The 16,723-nt window shown below is 65.9% G+C and carries 13 protein-coding genes; 10 read left to right on the top strand and 3 right to left on the bottom strand.

Annotated features, from left to right (window positions below; translation table 11 throughout):
* Positions 1-73 precede the first annotated feature (73 nt).
* Genes CEW88_RS14975 through CEW88_RS14965 form a run of 3 tightly spaced genes read right to left on the bottom strand, consistent with a single transcriptional unit; the run spans position 74 to position 3,289 of the window.
* The gene (locus CEW88_RS14975) at positions 74-910 is read right to left on the bottom strand and encodes a transglutaminase family protein (RefSeq protein WP_108968472.1); all 837 of its coding nucleotides are present in this window, start codon (positions 908-910) and stop codon (positions 74-76) included.
* Positions 907-1,860 (bottom strand): alpha-E domain-containing protein, encoded by a 954-nt coding sequence (locus CEW88_RS14970; RefSeq protein ID WP_108968469.1) that lies wholly within the window; start codon positions 1,858-1,860, stop codon positions 907-909. The genes CEW88_RS14975 and CEW88_RS14970 overlap by 4 nt, the downstream gene beginning before the upstream one ends.
* A 4-nt stretch (positions 1,861-1,864) precedes the next feature.
* A complete protein-coding gene (locus CEW88_RS14965) occupies positions 1,865-3,289 on the bottom strand; it encodes a circularly permuted type 2 ATP-grasp protein (RefSeq protein ID WP_108968467.1) in 1,425 nt (474 codons plus the stop codon).
* A 470-nt stretch (positions 3,290-3,759) separates the two neighbouring features.
* Between CEW88_RS14965 and urtA the strand changes: the two genes are divergently transcribed.
* The 10 genes from urtA (at position 3,760) to CEW88_RS14915 (ending at position 16,717) form a co-directional block, all read left to right on the top strand.
* Complete coding sequence (gene urtA / locus CEW88_RS14960; RefSeq protein ID WP_108969849.1) at positions 3,760-5,049, top strand: urea ABC transporter substrate-binding protein; 1,290 nt, start codon at positions 3,760-3,762, stop codon at positions 5,047-5,049.
* Positions 5,050-5,139: 90 nt separating this feature from the next.
* Entirely contained in the window at positions 5,140-7,098 is a 1,959-nt protein-coding gene (urtB, locus tag CEW88_RS14955; protein ID WP_108968465.1) for an urea ABC transporter permease subunit UrtB, read from the top strand.
* A gap of 115 nt (positions 7,099-7,213) precedes the next feature.
* Positions 7,214-8,449 carry an urea ABC transporter permease subunit UrtC gene (gene urtC, locus CEW88_RS14950; RefSeq protein ID WP_108968463.1) on the top strand — a complete coding sequence of 412 codons (1,236 nt, stop codon included), beginning with the start codon at positions 7,214-7,216 and terminating at the stop codon, positions 8,447-8,449.
* A complete protein-coding gene (urtD, locus tag CEW88_RS14945) occupies positions 8,446-9,186 on the top strand; it encodes an urea ABC transporter ATP-binding protein UrtD (RefSeq protein WP_108968461.1) in 741 nt (246 codons plus the stop codon). Before urtC ends, urtD begins: the two co-directional genes overlap by 4 nt.
* Before the next feature lie 79 nt (positions 9,187-9,265).
* Positions 9,266-9,961, top strand: coding sequence for an urea ABC transporter ATP-binding subunit UrtE (urtE, locus tag CEW88_RS14940; protein WP_108968459.1), 696 nt, complete (start codon positions 9,266-9,268; stop codon positions 9,959-9,961).
* A gap of 246 nt (positions 9,962-10,207) precedes the next feature.
* A complete protein-coding gene (locus CEW88_RS14935) occupies positions 10,208-11,557 on the top strand; it encodes an ABC transporter substrate-binding protein (protein WP_108968456.1) in 1,350 nt (449 codons plus the stop codon).
* Positions 11,558-11,628: 71 nt separating this feature from the next.
* The gene (locus CEW88_RS14930; RefSeq protein ID WP_108968454.1) at positions 11,629-12,891 is read left to right on the top strand and encodes a carbohydrate ABC transporter permease; all 1,263 of its coding nucleotides are present in this window, start codon (positions 11,629-11,631) and stop codon (positions 12,889-12,891) included.
* A 79-nt stretch (positions 12,892-12,970) separates the two neighbouring features.
* Positions 12,971-14,191, top strand: a complete 1,221-nt coding sequence (locus CEW88_RS14925) for a carbohydrate ABC transporter permease (protein ID WP_108968452.1) — start codon at positions 12,971-12,973, stop codon at positions 14,189-14,191.
* Positions 14,192-14,236: 45 nt separating this feature from the next.
* Complete coding sequence (locus tag CEW88_RS14920; RefSeq protein WP_108968450.1) at positions 14,237-15,262, top strand: ABC transporter ATP-binding protein; 1,026 nt, start codon at positions 14,237-14,239, stop codon at positions 15,260-15,262.
* 129 nt (positions 15,263-15,391) lie between these two features.
* Positions 15,392-16,717: a cytochrome-c peroxidase gene (locus CEW88_RS14915; RefSeq protein ID WP_108968447.1), complete on the top strand. Its 1,326-nt coding sequence runs from the start codon at positions 15,392-15,394 to the stop codon at positions 16,715-16,717.
* The last annotated feature ends 6 nt before the right edge of the window (positions 16,718-16,723 follow it).

Genomic DNA, 16,723 nt, shown 5'->3' with positions numbered 1-16,723 from the left:
CGAAGGAATAGGGTTAGGGCCGTGTGAGCCGCCGCCCAAATTTCGGGCGCCGGTCTTGACGCGCGCCGCCGCATCACTGCTGCTGCTGACCTGACTGCGCCGCGCTGACCGTCACCTCGACCTCGAGATGCTCTTCCGGTGTCGCGCCCTGCACCAGCCCGCGGATCGGCGCGGCGTCGAGCGCGTCATACCCCGAGCCAAGCCGCACATAGCGCTCGTCGGGGCAGCATTCGTTCGCAGCGTCGAAGCCGACCCAGCCGAGCTCGGGCACCCAGATCTCGGCCCAGGCGTGGCTGGCCTCATGCGGGCTGCCGTCCTCGCTCGCCTGCAGGTAGCCGGTGACGTAGCGCGCCGGCATGTCGGCCACATGGGCGATGGAAATCAACGCGTGGGCGTGGTCCTGACAAACGCCGACCCCGCCCGAGAGCGCCTCGGAAGCGGTTGTATGCGGCTTGGTCTCGCCTGGCTTATAGGCGATGGCGCCCGAGACGGCGCGACTCAGGGCATGGGCGCGGTCGAGCGCGCCGGCGCCCTCCATGCCCTTGAGCGCCACCGCCGAGAGCGTCTTCAGCTCGGCATCCGCTTCGACCTGCCGGGTGTCGCGCAGGTAGGCCGAGGGCGGCACCCGCTCGCGGTGCCCGCGCAGAACCCCGTAAAGATCGCTCGTGTCGACCTCGCCCGTCACCTCGACGGACAGCTCGGTCAGCGGCCCGCGCCAAGTGGCAAGGCGGATCACGTCGCCGGCGCCATCGACGAACTCCGCCCCGGTCTGGCCGCCGTGCGAGGTGACATGCCATGACAGGATGCGCTGGTTGTCGCAGCTCGCAGGCCAAAGCTTCTGCGACTGGACAATGCCGCGCACCGGCTCTTCAAACCGGTAGCGGGTGATATGACGGATCGAAAGTCTCATGCCGGCATTCCGCTCAGGTAGACCTCTTGCACCGTGGTCGCGACCTCGGCGTTGCGCGCCAGGAAGCGCGCGAGGAATTCGTGCAGCCCCTCCTCGAAGATCTCGTCGACGCTCGCTGCACGCAGATCGTCGAGCAACCTATGCGCCACCTCCTGCGCCGCCGTGGCAGTCTGGTAGCTCTCGGCGAGATTGTCGAGATGTTCGCAATACCATTGCACACAGGACCGCAGCGAGCGCGGGAAGCGATGGTTGAGGATCAGCAGGTGGGCGATCTTGGCGGCGGTGACCTCGCCCTGGTAGCTCCAGTTGAAGGCGCGCTGCGCGGTCATCGACTGCAACAGCAAGGCCCATTGGCTTTGGTCCAACCCGGAGCCGACGTAGTTCACCGAGGGCAGCAGCACGTAGTATTTGACGTCGATCAGCCGGGCGGTGTTGTCGGCACGCTCGATGGTGGTGCCGATGCCCGAGAAATCATAGCCGTCATTGCGAAGCTGGGTCGACATGAAGGCGCCTCGGATCAACTGGCAAGCGCGCAAGGTCCATTCGCAAAGGTCGGTGACCATCAGCTTGCTGCGCTCGGTGCGGTGCAGCTGCTGCAGTTCCTGAAAGGCGCCATTGATCGCATCCCAGACCGGCGCGGTAAGCGCGGTGCGCACCACGCGGGCGTTCTCGCGCGCCGAGGACAGGCAAGAATAGACCGACGAGGGATTGTCGGAATCGAAGAACAGCCAAGTCTCGATATTGCGCTGGTTGGGTTCCTTGTACTTTTCGACGAAGGGCTCGAGCGTGCCCTTGGCCAGCAGCACGGCCTCCCAGTCGTTGCGGTAGCCGCCGGTGGCGTTTGGCAGGAGCGCGTTGCGCGCGCCAACCTCAAGCAAGCGGGCGGTGGTTTCGGCGCGTTCGATGTAGCGCGCCATCCAGTAGAGATGTTCTGCAGTCCGGCTCAGCATGTGATCACTCCGCCAATACCCAGGTGTCCTTGACCCCGCCGCCCTGCGACGAGTTCACCACGAGCGAACCTTCTGTTAGCGCCACGCGGGTTAGCCCGCCCGGCACCAGTTCGATGGTCTCGCCAACGAGGCAATAGGGGCGCAGATCGACGTGGCGCGGCGCGATCCCCTCCTCGACAAAGGTGGGACAGGCCGAAAGCGCCAGCGTCGGCTGGGCAATGTAGTTGTCGGGGTTCTTGCGGATTTTCGCAGCAAAGGACTCAATGGTCGACGTGTCGGACTTCGGCCCCACCAGCATCCCGTAGCCGCCCGAGCCATGCACCTCCTTGACCACCAGCTCCGAGAGGTTCTCGAGCACGTATTTGCAGTCGTCGGGCTTGGCGCATTGCCAGGTCGGCACGTTCTCGAGGATCGGTTCCTCGCCGAGGTAGAAGCGGATCATTTCGGGGACGAAGGTGTAGATTGCCTTGTCGTCGGCGACGCCCGCCCCGGGAGCCGAGCAGATGGTAACCCCGCCCGAGCGATAGACGTTCATCAGGCCGGGCACGCCGAGCATGGAGTCGGGCCGGAAGCACAGCGGGTCGATGAAGGCATCGTCGATCCGGCGATAGATCACGTCGACCTTCCTGGGGCCCTCGGTGGTCTTCATCCAGACGAAGTCGCCCTCGACGAAAAGATCCTGCCCCTCGACCAGTTCGACGCCCATCAGGTCGGCCAGGAAGCTGTGCTCGTAATAGGCCGAGTTGAAATGGCCCGGAGTGAGGATGACGATGTTCGGCTCGCCCTGGCATTTCTGCGGCGCCACCGAGGCGAGGGTCTTCTTAAGCAGGCCGGCGTAACCGTCGACCGGGCGGATGCGGTTCTCCATGAAGAGCTGCGGGAACATGCGCATCATGATCTCACGGTTCTGCAGCATGTAGCTGACGCCCGACGGCGTGCGGCAATTGTCCTCGAGCACGTAGAACTGATCGGGCCCGGTGCGCACCAGATCGACGCCGACGATGTGGCTGAACACGCCGCGCGGCGGGCGAAAGCCGATTGCGGCCTTCTCGAAGGCCGCGTTGTTGGTCACCAGGTGCTCGGGGATCTTGCCCGCCCGGATGATCTCGCGGCGGTCGTAGACATCGGCGAGGAAGGCGTTCAGCGCCGCCGCCCTCTGGCGCACCCCGCGGTCGAGCTTGCGCCACTCCTCGGCGGTCATCACCCGGGGGAACATGTCGAAAGGAATGAGCCGTTCCGGGTCACCGCCCTCCCCGTAGACCGCGAAGGTGATGCCCACGCGCCGGAACAGCGCCTCGGCCTCGGACTGTTTCAGGCTTCGCAACTCGGCCGGCATCGACCGATACCATTTCTCCAGGTTCTGATAGGCCGAGCGAACCTGCTCGTCGTTCAACATCTCATTGAAAATCGCTGGCTTCGTGGCGCTCATGACAATCCCTTTGCTCTGAGGCTCACGTTCCCCGTTTCGCAGGCAGAGGAAAAGCCCCCCGCGTAGAAAAACGATCTCCACCCCATTTCGTCTGCCCAAAAAACCGGCAAATCAGCCGTCACGAATCTGATCTGCTAGGCATTCGCCTTGGTTTAGCCTGGTAAGGCCCCTATTCCTCATACTTTCCGATTAATTTATTCGCAAAATCCTCCACCTATGCACAGGAATTAATCACGCCTTCCGAGCCGCCTCCCGCACCATGGAAAGCGCGTGGCGGGGCGTCACGCTTCCGTTATCCGAATGTAGCGCCAAACACCGGCGCGCCAACGGGGAGCCGCGGCGGAGCAAGCTCAAGAGGGCATCCGCCAATGGCACAACGATAATCGAAGCGGAGGAGGACCCGCGCACATCCAAGGCCGGAAGAGCCGATGCGCGAGGAGCCGGGACCCCGCTCTATAGGGATGTTGAACATGATGAAATCGATGAAACTTTCGACCGTGGCCGCGCTCGCCATGATCTCTGCGGGTGCGGTTTCGGCACAATCGGCAGACTGCCCGATCAAGGTCGGCGTGCTGCACTCGCTTTCCGGCACCATGGCGATTTCGGAAACCACCCTGAAAGACACCATGCTGATGCTGATCGACAAGCAGAACAAGGCCGGCGGCCTGCTGGGCTGCCAGCTCGAAGCGGTGGTGAAGGATCCCGCCTCCGACTGGCCGCTCTTCGCCGAAAAGGCCCGCGAGCTGATCTCCAACGACGAGGTCGACGTGATCTTCGGCTCCTGGACCTCCGCCTCGCGCAAGGCGGTGCTGCCAGTGATCGAAGAGCTGAACGCGCTCTATTTCTACCCCGTCCAGTATGAGGGCGAGGAAAGCTCGAAGAACGTCTTCTACACCGGCGCCGCCCCGAACCAGCAGGCGATCCCGGCCACCGACTATTTCCTCGACGAGCTTGGCGTCGAGAAGTTCGCCCTGCTCGGAACCGACTACGTCTACCCGCGCACCACGAACCGCATCCTCGAGGCCTACCTGAAGTCGAAGGGCATCGCCGAGGAGGACATCTTCGTCAACTACACGCCCTTCGGCCACTCCGACTGGTCGACCATCGTGTCCGACGTCAAGGCGCTTGGCGCCGACGGCAAGCAGGTCGGCGTGATCTCGACGATCAACGGGGATGCCAACATCGGTTTCTACAAGGAACTAGCGGCGCAGGGCGTCTCGGCCGACGATATCCCGGTCGTCGCCTTCTCGGTGGGCGAAGAGGAACTCTCTGGCCTCGACACCTCGAACCTCGTCGGCCACCTCGCCGCCTGGAACTACTTCATGTCCGCCGAGGGCGAGGCCAACGCCGAGTTCATCAAGCAATGGCATGACTTCATCGGCGACGAGAAGCGCGTGACCAATGACCCGATGGAAGCCCATTACATCGGCTTCAACATGTGGGTGAACGCGGTCACCGCCGCCGAGACCACCGATGTCGACGCCGTGCGCGAGCACATGTGGGGCCAAGAGTTCCCGAACCTGACCGGCGGCACCGCGGAGATGGGCGTGAACCACCACCTGTCGAAGCCGGTTCTGATCGGTGAGATCCGCGCGGACGGGCAGTTCGACATCATTTCCTCGACCGATCCGGTCCCGGGCGATGCATGGACCGACTACCTGCCGGATTCCGCGGTGCTGGAATCCGATTGGAAAGACCTCGAGTGCGGCATGTACAACACCGAGACCAAGTCCTGCGTGCAGCTTCAGTCGAACTACTGATCTAAGCTGACCGGCGGCGGGCGCGCCCACACCCTGCGCGCCCGCCGCACCACGTTACCGAATTCCGCACTCTGTTCCCGGGGGCCGTCCATGCCGCGCGCGCTTCTCTCCGCTCTTGCGCTCCTGCTCTGTTTGACGCTGGCGCTGCCGATGGCCGCCGCGCAGGAGACCGGCCTCAAGGCCATTGTGCAGCAATACGCGGATGAGGTCGCCAAGCCCGGCCGCCAGACCGTGGACACGCTGATCGAGGCGCTGGTGTCCTCCGGCGATCCTGCCGTGCCCGCCTTCCTGCAGAACTGGGGCGACCGCGAGGTCTACCAACGCAAGACCGACGGGCAGTTCTTCTACGCCGACAAGAGTGGCAGCGACTACGCACTGAGCGATATCGTCACCGGACAGCCCGCCGGCACCGCCCCCAGCGCCGAGATCGACCAGATCCGCCCCAACGGCGGCGTGCGCCGGGTGATCAGCACCGCGCTGGTGCAATTCCAGCTGTCGGATCCGAATGTCGCGAACCGCATCGCCGCGCTCGACGCCATTGCCCGCAGCCCCTCGGCAGAGCAGATCGACCCGCTGCGCGCCTCTATCGAGACCGAAGAGGACCCCGGCATTCTGGCGCGCAAGAAACGCCTCGACGGCATGCTCACCGCCAGCTTCGGCGCCACGCCCGAGGCCCGCATCGCCGCCATCGAGGCGCTGGCCTCCGAGCTCAGCGTCGACGTCCGCGCCGTGCTCAACCAGATCCTCACCACCCGTGCAGGCGTGGCCGAGACCCTGCCCGAGGGCGCCAACATCGCGCGCGTCCTCACACCCGGCAAGGAGCTCACCGAAGCCGACGCCTACGCCCGGCTGGTCAGCGCCGAGCTTGCGCGGCCGGTGCAGAGCCGCGACCAGATCAAGGCCGCGCTGACCGCCAATCTCAGCGATGGCGCCGTCGGCGGCGTGCCGCTTGGCCAGCTCGTCTCAGAGGGCGCTCGCGCCCGCGCCTATGCGGCGCTCGCCGAGCAGGGTGTCGTGCCCGCACGCGTGACCGAAGAGGACCGCAGGGCCGCTCTCTCGGACCATGTTTTCTACGAGGAATACCTCGAGCCCGACGCCGCCATCACCGAGGCGGCCGAGGCGGCGCTCGGCTCGGTGCGCACGCGCGTCAGCCTCTGGCAAGCGCTGGATTTCGGGCTCGACTCCCTCTCGCTGGCCTCGATCTACTTCCTCGCCGCCATCGGCCTCGCCATCACCTTCGGCGTCATGGGCGTCATCAACATGGCGCATGGCGAGTTCATCATGATGGGCGCCTATACCGGCTACGTGGTGCAGCAGATCATCCCCGACTACACGCTGTCGCTGATCGTCGCCCTGCCGCTGGCCTTTGTCATCACCTTCGCCGCCGGCGTGGCGATGGAGCGGCTGGTGATCCGCTGGCTCTACCACCGCCCGCTGGAAACGTTGCTGGCCACCTTCGGCATCTCGATCGCGCTACAGCAGCTGGCGAAGAACATCTTCGGCACCCAGGCCCGCCCGCTGACCTCGCCGCATTGGCTCGACGGAGCGTGGATCATCAACGACGTCGCAGGCATCGCCAATATCCGCATCGCGATCTTCGTGCTGGCGTTGGTCTTCCTCTGCCTGATCCTCTTCATCCTCAACCGCACCCGCATCGGCCTCGAGGTCCGCGCGGTCACCCAGAACCCCGGCATGGCTGCCTCGATGGGCATCAACCCCGACAAGATCAACATGCTGACCTTCGGCCTCGGCTCGGGCATCGCCGGAATCGCCGGCATCGCGATCGGGCTCTACGCGCAGGTCACCTCCGAGATGGGCGGCAACTACATCGTGCAGAGCTTCATGACCGTGGTCGTCGGCGGCGTCGGCAACGTCTGGGGAACTCTCGCGGGCGCGGCGCTGATCGGCATCCTGCAGAAGGGCATCGAGTGGATGAATCCTAGCAACACGCTGGCGGCGCAGACCTACATGATCCTCTTCATCATTCTCTTCATCCAGGTCCGACCCAAGGGCATCGTCGCCCTCAAGGGCCGCGCGGCGGGAGACTGACCATGCCGCGCAGCCAACACCCGCCCGTTCTTCTAGGCCGAAATATCCCGGGGGAGAGCCGCGCAGCGGCGCGGGGGCAGAGCCCCGACGATCCCCGGCCCCAGGGAGCCAGCGCATGACCAGCTTCTTCGCCCGCAACAAATCCGCCGCCTGGTTCCTGCTGGCCCTCGCGCTCTTCGTGCTGCTGGTCACGGTCCTGGCACCCGCGACCGGTACGGGGTTCCTGTCGACCTCCTTCGTCAAAACGCTGGGCAAGACGCTCTGCCTGATGCTGGTCGCGGTGGCGATGGACGTGGTCTGGGGCTACACCGGCATCCTCAGCCTTGGGCACATGGCCTTCTTCGGCCTCGGCGGCTACATGATCGGCATGTGGCTGATGTACGCCCGCACCGAGCTGATCATCGCCGAGAGCTTGCGCGCCGCGCCGATCCCTCCCACCCCCGAGGAAATCCACGACGCCATCGGTCAGCAAATCTTCGGCGTGGTCGGCAGCGCCGACTTCCCCTGGCTCTGGGGATTTGCGCACAGCTTCCCGCTGCAGCTTGCGATGGTGGTGCTTGTGCCGGGTGTCCTCGCGCTGGTGTTCGGCTGGCTGGCCTTCCGCAGCCGGGTCACCGGCGTCTATCTCTCGATCCTGACCCAGGCCATGACCCTGGCGCTCTCGCTCTACCTTTTCCAGAACGAAGCGGGCTTGCGCGGCAACAACGGGCTTTCCGGCCTGCAGAACCTGCCGGGGCTCGACGCAGTGCCGCAGGCGACGATCTCGATCTGGTTCTTCTGGGGATCTGCGCTGGCGCTCGGCCTTGGCTATCTGCTCTTCGCCTGGGTGGTCTCGGGCAAGATGGGCTCGGTGATCCGCGGCATTCGCGACAATGAAAACCGGGTGCGCTTCCTCGGCTACCATGTGGAAAGCTACAAGCTCTTCATCTTCACGCTGACCGGCATCGTCTCGGGGCTGGCCGGGGCGCTCTACTACCCGCAGGCGGGGATCATCAACCCGGCCGAGATCGCCCCCATCGCCTCGATCTACCTCGCGGTCTGGGTCGCCATCGGCGGCCGCGGGCGGCTCTACGGCGCGGCGCTCGGCGCCGCCGTGGTCTCGCTTCTGTCGAGCTGGTTCACCGGCGGCGGCGCGCCCAACATCAACCTTGGTTTCTACACCATCAACTGGACCGACTGGTGGCTGGTGCTGCTTGGTCTCAGCTTCGTGGCGGTGACGTTGCTGGCCCCCAAGGGGATCGGCGGGATCTTCGATCTTTTCACCCGCCGCCACGCGGTACCCGAGCGGGTGGGCGATTTCGGCCCCGACAAGGGCGCGCGCCGCACGGTCGAAGGGGAGGAGGAGAAATGAAGACCCTGCTCGAGATGTCCGGCGTCTCCGTCAGCTTCGACGGATTCAAGGCGATCAACAACCTCAGTTTCCGCATCGGCGAGCCCGAGTTGCGCGCCATCATCGGTCCGAACGGCGCGGGCAAGACCACCTTCATGGACATCATCACCGGCAAGACACGCCCCGACGAGGGCCGCGTTCTGTGGGGCGAGAAATCCGTCTCCTTGCTGAAGATGAGCGAAAGCCAGATCGCCCGCGCCGGCGTCGGGCGCAAGTTCCAGAAGCCCACCGTCTTCGAGGCGCAGACCGTGCGCGAGAACCTCGCCATGGCGCTGAAGAACAAGCGCGGACCCTTTGACGTGCTGTTCCACAGCAAGACGAAACCCGGGGCCGAACGGATCGAGGCGATTGCCGCCGAGATTGGCCTGTCCGACCAGCTCGGCCGTGTCTCTGGCGAGCTCAGCCACGGCCAGAAGCAATGGCTCGAGATCGGCATGCTGCTGGCGCAGGACCCGCGGCTGCTGCTGGTCGACGAGCCCGCCGCCGGGATGACCCCGGCAGAGCGGGAACACACCACCGACCTTTTGCGCCGCGCGGCGCAGAAACACGCGGTGGTGGTGGTCGAACACGACATGGAATTCGTGCGTCGCCTCGATTGCAAGGTCACGGTGCTCTGCGAGGGCTCGGTGCTGGCCGAGGGCTCGCTCGATCACGTCACCACCAACCAGGACGTCATCGACGTCTACCTCGGACGATGAAGACACGCGCGAAACCGCAACGTCCCTCGAAGGACGTTGCAGATCTCGTCGAAGAGTTTTGCGGACGGAGCGAGACGCCATGCTGAAGGTCGAAAACCTCACCCTGCACTACGGGCAGAGCCAGATCCTGCACGGGATCAGCCTCGGGGCGGAGCCCGGCAAAGTCACCGCGGTGATGGGCACCAACGGCGTGGGCAAGACCTCGCTGCTCAAGGCGATCGCCGGGCGCCACCCCTATTCCAGCGGGACGATCAGCCTCGACGGCACGTCGCTGGAGCACCTCAACGCCTATCAGGCGGCCCGCGCCGGCATCGCCTATGTGCCGCAGGGACGCGAGATCTTCCCGCTGATGACCGTGCAGGAAAACCTCGAGTCCGGCTTTGCCTGCCTCGAGCGCTCCGAGCGGGGCGTGCCGGCGCATATCTTCGAGCTTTTCCCGATCCTCAAGGACTTCCTGCAGCGCCGCGGCGGTGATCTGTCGGGCGGCCAGCAGCAGCAGCTCGCCATTGCCCGCGCGCTGATCACCCGCCCGAGGGTGCTGCTCCTCGACGAGCCGACCGAGGGCATCCAGCCCAACATCATCCAGCAGATCGGTCGGGTCATCGCGCAGCTGCGCGACCAGGGCGACATGGCGGTCGTGCTGGTCGAGCAATACTTCGATTTCACCTGGGGGCTCGCCGACAGCTTCTACGCCGTCACCCGGGGCGCTGTGTCGCTTTCCGGACAGGCCGGGGAGATCGATCGCGAGGCACTGCTCGAAAAAGTCTCAATCTGACCCGGAAACCCGGTAAGTTGCTGCGTTGCGGCGTCTTTTTTCCTTGCCTAAAGCGGTTTGAGTCCCAAGTCTCGCCTAAGAGATTGTTCAACTGTTTATGGTTGTGAAGGGGTTTTCCAGGGAGGAGGTCTTGCTGCATTGCGGCAACTGCGCGCGAAAGCGCGCCCGCCCTTCTCCATGCTTTGCGCATCTTGCGCCCATCCCCTTCCGCCCGCTGGTTTGACGACCAACAAGAGGAGGAAGACGATGACACCCATCAAACGCCGAGTTCTCGGCGGCACCGCCATGGCGTTGGCGCTGACCGCCGGGATGGCCCAGGCCGACACCATCCGGTTCTGGACCATCGAGGAGCAGCCCGAGCGGCTGGCCAAACAGGAGGCGATGGCCAAGGCCTTCACCGAAGCGACCGGCCATGAGGTCGAGGTGATCCCTGTCACCGAAAGCGAGATGGGCACGCGTGCCACCGCCGCCTTCGCCGCGGGCGACATGCCCGATGTCATCTACCACCCGCTGTCCTACGCCCTGCCCTGGGCCGAGGCCGGGATCCTCGACCCCGATGCCGCCACCGACGTGATCGAAGAGCTTGGCGGCGCCACATTCGCGCCCGGCGCGCTGAACATGGCGGAGTTCGACGACGGTTTCGCCTCGGTGCCTGCCGACGGCTGGACGCAGATGATCATCTACCGAAAGGATCTCTTCGAAGAGGCAGGGCTCGAGCCGCCGACCAGCTATGCCAACGTCGAAGCCGCACTCGAGAAGCTGCACAACCCGCCCGAGATGTATGGCTTCGTCGCTGCCACAAAGGTCGACGAGGCTTTCATGAGCCAGGTGCTCGAACATGTCTTCCTCGCCAACGGCGTCTCGCCGGTCGGGCCGGACGGGCTTGCGGAGCTCGACGAGGCCGCGACCACCGAGGTCCTGGACTTCTACAAGGCCATCGCCAAGGCTTCGCCGCCGGGAGATCTGTTCTGGGAGCAGGCCCGCACGATCTACTTCTCCGGCAACACGGCGATGACCATCTGGTCGCCCTTCATCCTCGACGAACTGGCCGGCCTGCGCGACAGCGCGCCGCCCACCATCAATGATGACCCGACCTCGGCCGAGCTGGCCGGCAAGACCGGCATCGTCACCAATTTCTCCGGCCCCTCCAATCCCGACGGCGCCGCCTTTGCCGAGCTGAACTTCCTCGGCATCACCGGCGATGCCAACACGGGCGTCGCCGAGGAGTTCGTCAAGTTCTCGATGGACGAGGGCTATCTCGACACGCTGGCCATCGCCCCCGAGGGCAAGTTCCCGGTCCGCCGGGGCACCGACGACGACCCCGAGCTCTTCGTCAAGGAATGGGGCAAGCTGCCGGTCGGCGTCGACCGCCAGGCCTCGCTCACCGACCTCTACGGCGAAGAGACCGTGGACGAACTGGTCGCCGGTCTCGACGTGGCGCAGCGCTGGGGCGCCGACGTGGGCCAGATGGCGCTGGCCTCGAAGATGGTCAACAGCCAGGTCGTGAACCGCGTGGTCCGCGCCTACATCGATGACGAGATCGATGCCGCCGCGGCCGTCAGCCAGCTCAACGAGGAACTCGGCGCGATCCAGTAGCCAAGGGCCATTTCGGGGCGCCGCCGAGGCGCCCCGCTTCTCTTTCCGACGTGCAAGACCGGAGGGTGTCCATGACGGAACCCGTTCCACCCAACACGGCCCGCCCGCCCAGGGGTATGGGCCCGCTCGCCCGCCGCGAGGCGCGGCTTGCCTGGGGCCTGCTGATGCCGACGCTGATCGCCGTGGCGCTGGTGGTGATCCTGCCGCTCCTCGCGGTCTTCTGGATTGCCTTCAAGCCCATCGGCCTCGCCGAGCTGCGCCCGCCCGCGCCGGTGGTGCGCGAGGACATCCGCGGCGACCTCGAGGAGGGCGACCCGGACGCCTACCTGCGCTACCGGCTGCGGAATTCCTCGCAGGACCAGAGGATCACCGGCGTCACCCTCACCGACAGCTGGCCCGAGGGGCTGAGCGCCACCGAGATGGACCCGCGCTGCACGCTCGAGGGCGCCTCGCTGAGCTGCGATCTCGGCGACTGGGAGGGCGGCTTTCGCGATCAGATCCGTATTCCCGTCACCGCCGATCCCTCCTATTTCGAGGGTCCCGACGTTGAGGCGAGCGCCCCCGTGATAACCGGCAGCGCGAACAACGTCCTCACCTCCTTCTCGAGCTTCACGCTGGAGAATTTCGCCCGCATCTTCCAGGGCTCGGAATTCTGGTCGGTGCTTGGCGTGACCCTCTTCTATACCGTCTTCGGCACCGCGGGCGCGTTGATCTTCGGACTGTTCGCCGCCTTGCTGCTCGACAAGAGCTTCACCGGACAGGGACTGCTGCGCGGGCTCTACCTCTTTCCCTACGTCGCCCCGGTGATCGCTGTCGCCTTCGCCTGGATCCTGCTGTTCGATCCCTACTCCGGCTCGGCCAACGCGCTGCTGATGCAGATGGGCGTGACGTCGCAGGCGATCAACTTCTTTGGCGAGCGCCCCCTGGCGCTGATCATGGTCACGCTCTTCGAGGTCTGGCGCTACTTCCCGCTGTCGTTCCTGTTCATCCTCGCGCGCATGCAGTCGATCGACACCGACATGTACGAGGCCGCCGACATGGACGGCGCTTCGCCCTTCCAGAAATTCCGCTACCTGTCGCTGCCGCAGCTTCTTGGGATCCTCTCGGTGCTGTTCCTGCTGCGCTTCATCTGGACCTTCAACAAGTTCGACGACATCTTCCTGCTCACCGGCGGCAACGCCGGCACCCGCGTTCTGACGGTCAATGTCTACGAGCAGGCGTTTGCCCTGTCGAACATCGGCGCGGGCGCGGCGGTGGCGGTGGTGATTTTCCTGATGCTGATCCTCTTCTCGCTGTTCTTCTTCCGCGTGATGAGCCGGGAGGAGGGGTTGTGATGCGCGTCTGCTCTCTCTCAAGGCCCGAGGCCGGCGCCGCCCCCCGGACATCTGTCTCTAGACGAAGCAGGGGCACATCATGAACCCTTTCCGCATCGGATATGTCACCGCGCTCTTGCTGGGCGCACTTTGGTGCCTGATCATCGCCACCACCGTGGCCGTCGCCATGAGCTTTGCCACCGGCGCAGGGTTTCGCCCGGTCTGGCTGGCGCTGCCACTGGGGGCGCTGATGGGGCTGGCCTGCCTGCGCTGGGGCGGGCACGGACGGCCCTTGCTGCCCGCGGCGCTGGCGCTTGCGATGCTCGGCCTCGCGGCGCTGTCCGGGCTGGCGCCGCTGGCCATCGCCCCAGACGCCTCGGGTCCGGCGCGCTGGACCGGGCTGATCGCGGCCACGGGCTTTACCGCGCTTGGCATGTGGAAGATCCTCGAGAAGACGCCCGAAGGCGCGCTCACCCGCCATGTCTTCGAGGCGGCGGTGATCCGCTTCCTCACCGGCTTTGGCTACATCTTCTTCACCGCCATCGTGGTCATCCCCTTCTACGTGATGGTGATGACCTCGCTGAAGAACCAGGCGGCGCTGGTGCAGAACCCGCTGGATTTCTCGCTCGACCTGAGCCAGGGGCTCGGCCTCTTCCGGTCGTACGTCGAGCTGATGCGGGACTACAACTTCGGCAGCTATCTCTGGACGTCCTTCTACGTGTCGGTGCTCACGGTGCTGATCACCCTCGCCTTCGCCATCCCCGGCGCCTATGCCGTGGCGCGGTTGCGCTTCCGGGGCCAGAAGGTCTTTTCGCGCTCGATCCTGCTGATCTACATGGTGCCGATGATCGTGCTGGCGCTGCCGATCTACATCGCCTTCTCGATGACCGGGCTGCGCAACACCCTCTTCGGCATCGTGCTGATCTACCCGGTCACCACCATCCCCGTCGCGCTCTACATGCTGCAGGGCTACTTCCGCGGCCTGCCGTCGGAGGTCGAGGAGGCCGGGCTGATGGACGGGCTGTCGCGGCTCAAGGTGATCTGGACGATCACCCTGCCGCTGTCGCTGCCGGCACTGGCCTCGGTCTCGCTCTACGTATTCATGATCGCCTGGAACGAGTTCCTGCTGGCCTTCATGCTGCTCGACGATCCGGGCAAGTTCACCCTGACCCGCGGCATCGCTTCGCTGAACTCCTCTGAGGTGCCCCGGCAGCACCTGATGGCCGGTTCGGTGATCGCCACGGTGCCGATCATGGTGCTGTTCCTGGGGCTCGAGCGGTTCATGACCAAGGGGCTGACCGCCGGATCGGTGAAAGGATGAGCGGCGCCGAGGCGCCCTCTGCAAGACTGATGAGGATAGACTGACATGGCTGGCATCGAGCTGAAATCCGTCGAGAAATGGTACGGCGACGCGCAGGTGATCAAGGGCGTGGATCTTGCCGTGGAGGAAGGCGAGTTCGTCATCTTCGTCGGCCCCTCCGGCTGCGGCAAGTCCACGCTCCTGCGGATGATCGCCGGGCTCGAGGAGACCTCGCGCGGGCAGATCGTCATCGGCGGCCGCGACGCTACCGCCGAGCCCCCCGCCGAACGCGGCCTTGCGATGGTGTTCCAGAGCTACGCGCTCTACCCGCATATGTCAGTGCGGGAAAACATGGGCTTCTCGCTGAAGTCGGCGGGCGCGCCGAAGCAGGAGATCACCGACAAGGTCGACGAGGCCGCACGGGTGCTGAAGCTCGAGCCGCTGCTCGAGCGGCGCCCCAAGGACCTTTCGGGCGGGCAGCGCCAGCGCGTCGCCATCGGCCGCTCGATCGTGCGCGACCCCACGGCCTTTCTGTTCGACGAGCCGCTGTCGAACCTCGACGCGGCGCTGCGGGTGGAGATGCGTTACGAGATTGCCAAGCTGCACCAGGCGCTCGGCGCCACGATGATCTACGTCACCCACGACCAGGTCGAGGCGATGACCCTTGCCGACCGTATCGTGGTGCTGGAAGCCGGGAGGATCAGCCAGGTTGGCAGCCCGCGCGAGCTCTACGAACGTCCCGGCAACCTCTTCGTCGCGCAGTTTATCGGCTCGCCGAAGATGAACGTGATGTCCGCGGATGTGGAGGGGTTGCGCCTGTCCGAGCCCATGCCCCCAGCCGCCCGGCACCTCGGCATCCGCCCCGAGCACATCACACTAACCGACCCCGGCGAGGGCCAGCTCGACGGCACGGTGGACGTGCTCGAGTACCTTGGCGCCGACACCTATGTGATCGTCGACTGTGGCGCCGCGGGAAAACTCACGGTGCGGGCCATCGGCAGCACCGCGCTGACCCCCGGCGCGCCCTGCGGCCTTGGCTTCGCGCCCGCGCGGATCCACGCCTTCGACGCCGGCGGCCTCGCGCTCCGCTGAGGGGTCTTCTGCACCAAAGCCTCAAGGGGGTGTCCGCGCGAACGGACGGGGCAGCGCCTCCAAACGCACCGCTTGCCGCAAGCCCCGCCCGCGTGTCATCAATATCCCACCGAGGGGGAGGAGAGGACAATGCGCAGGATGGGCTTGGCGCTGGTGGGGCTGACCCTGCTGGCCGGCGGCGCCGCGGCGGAGACGCGCCTGCCGCGCGCGGTGAACGATGCGGATTACGTTGAGACGGGCGCCGAAGAGGTCGCGCTTGGGCAGCTGCTCTTCTACGACCCGCTGCTTTCGGGCAACCGCAACATCGCCTGCGCCACCTGCCACCATCCGCGATTTGCCACCTCGGACGGATTGAGCCTCGGGATCGGCGAGGGCGGTGTCGGGCTCGGACCGGAGCGCCACGTCACTGCCGAGGACACCCCCGAGCAGCGCATCCCGCGCAACGCAACGGCGCTTTTCAACCTCGGAGCGCATGAATTCACCACCCTCTTCCACGATGGACGGATCGAAGCCGACCCGTCGCGCCCCGGTGGCCTTCGGACACCTATGGCCGAGGACATGGAGCAGGGTTTCTCGGGCGTGCTTTCGGCCCAGACCATGTTCCCGGTGCTTTCGCCTGACGAGATGGCGGGGCATTACTCCGAGAGCGACGTCTCCAAGGCAGTGCGGTCGGGGCGGATCACCGGCGACGGCGGAGCCTGGAACATCATCTCGCGGCGGGTCGCGGCGATCCCGGACTATGCCGCGCGCTTCGCGGCGGTCTACCCGCATGTGGCGCAGGGCAGGCCAATCCACTTCACCGACATCTCCAACGCCATCGCCGCCTTTGTCGCCTTCGAGTGGCGCTCCGACGACAGCCCCTTCGACGCGGCGCTGCGCGGCGAGACGGCGCTGGCCGGCGCCGCGGCAGAGGGGGCAGCGCTCTTCTACGGGCAAGCTGGCTGCGCGGAGTGCCACTCCGGCCCCTTCCTCACCGACCACGACTTCCACGCCATGGGCGCGCCGCAGCTCGGGCCAGGCAAGGCCGAGCGGTTCGAACACCACGCGCGGGACGACGGGCGGATGCGGGTGACCGGACGCGAGGAGGATCGCTTCGCCTTCCGCACGCCCTCGCTGCGCAATGTCCTGCAGACCGGGCCCTGGGGCCACGCGGGCGGGCATGACGATCTGGCGGCCTTTGTCGCCGACCACGCGGCGCGGGCCGAGGGGCTGGGCGGATATGCCCGCCATGTCGTCCTGCCCGCGCTGCCGGAGACCAAGCCGGACTGGACGGTGATGGACGACCCGCAGGAGGTTCAGGCGCTGGTGGCCGCCGCCGGACCGGGCAGGTCGCTGACCGGCGGAGAAATCGAGGCGCTCATGGCCTTTTTTGAAACGCTGTCCGATCCCGTGGCGCTGTCGGGGCGCCTTGGCGTTCCGCAGACCGTGCCCTCGGGGCTGCCGGTGGACCGCTGACAAAGC

This window comes from Alloyangia pacifica (assembly GCF_003111685.1).
In the GTDB taxonomy this organism is placed as follows: domain Bacteria; phylum Pseudomonadota; class Alphaproteobacteria; order Rhodobacterales; family Rhodobacteraceae; genus Salipiger; species Salipiger pacificus_A.
The sequence above is the reverse complement of the archived record's forward strand: the minus strand, read 5'-3'. Positions and strand labels throughout refer to the sequence as shown.

Bases quoted from the DNA above. Each gene is read 5' to 3' on its own strand.
- urtC (WP_108968463.1), top strand. From the start codon at position 7,214: ATGACCAGCTTCTTCGCCCGCAACAAATCCGCCGCCTGGTTCCTGCTG.
- urtD (WP_108968461.1), top strand. From the start codon at position 8,446: ATGAAGACCCTGCTCGAGATGTCCGGCGTCTCCGTCAGCTTCGACGGA.
- urtB (WP_108968465.1), top strand. From the start codon at position 5,140: ATGCCGCGCGCGCTTCTCTCCGCTCTTGCGCTCCTGCTCTGTTTGACG.
- CEW88_RS14925 (WP_108968452.1), top strand. From the start codon at position 12,971: ATGAACCCTTTCCGCATCGGATATGTCACCGCGCTCTTGCTGGGCGCA.
- CEW88_RS14935 (WP_108968456.1), top strand. From the start codon at position 10,208: ATGACACCCATCAAACGCCGAGTTCTCGGCGGCACCGCCATGGCGTTG.
- urtE (WP_108968459.1), top strand. From the start codon at position 9,266: ATGCTGAAGGTCGAAAACCTCACCCTGCACTACGGGCAGAGCCAGATC.
- urtA (WP_108969849.1), top strand. From the start codon at position 3,760: ATGATGAAATCGATGAAACTTTCGACCGTGGCCGCGCTCGCCATGATC.
- CEW88_RS14975 (WP_108968472.1), bottom strand. From the start codon at position 910: ATGAGACTTTCGATCCGTCATATCACCCGCTACCGGTTTGAAGAGCCG.
- CEW88_RS14920 (WP_108968450.1), top strand. From the start codon at position 14,237: ATGGCTGGCATCGAGCTGAAATCCGTCGAGAAATGGTACGGCGACGCG.
- CEW88_RS14930 (WP_108968454.1), top strand. From the start codon at position 11,629: ATGACGGAACCCGTTCCACCCAACACGGCCCGCCCGCCCAGGGGTATG.
- CEW88_RS14970 (WP_108968469.1), bottom strand. From the start codon at position 1,860: ATGCTGAGCCGGACTGCAGAACATCTCTACTGGATGGCGCGCTACATC.
- CEW88_RS14965 (WP_108968467.1), bottom strand. From the start codon at position 3,289: ATGAGCGCCACGAAGCCAGCGATTTTCAATGAGATGTTGAACGACGAG.
- CEW88_RS14915 (WP_108968447.1), top strand. From the start codon at position 15,392: ATGCGCAGGATGGGCTTGGCGCTGGTGGGGCTGACCCTGCTGGCCGGC.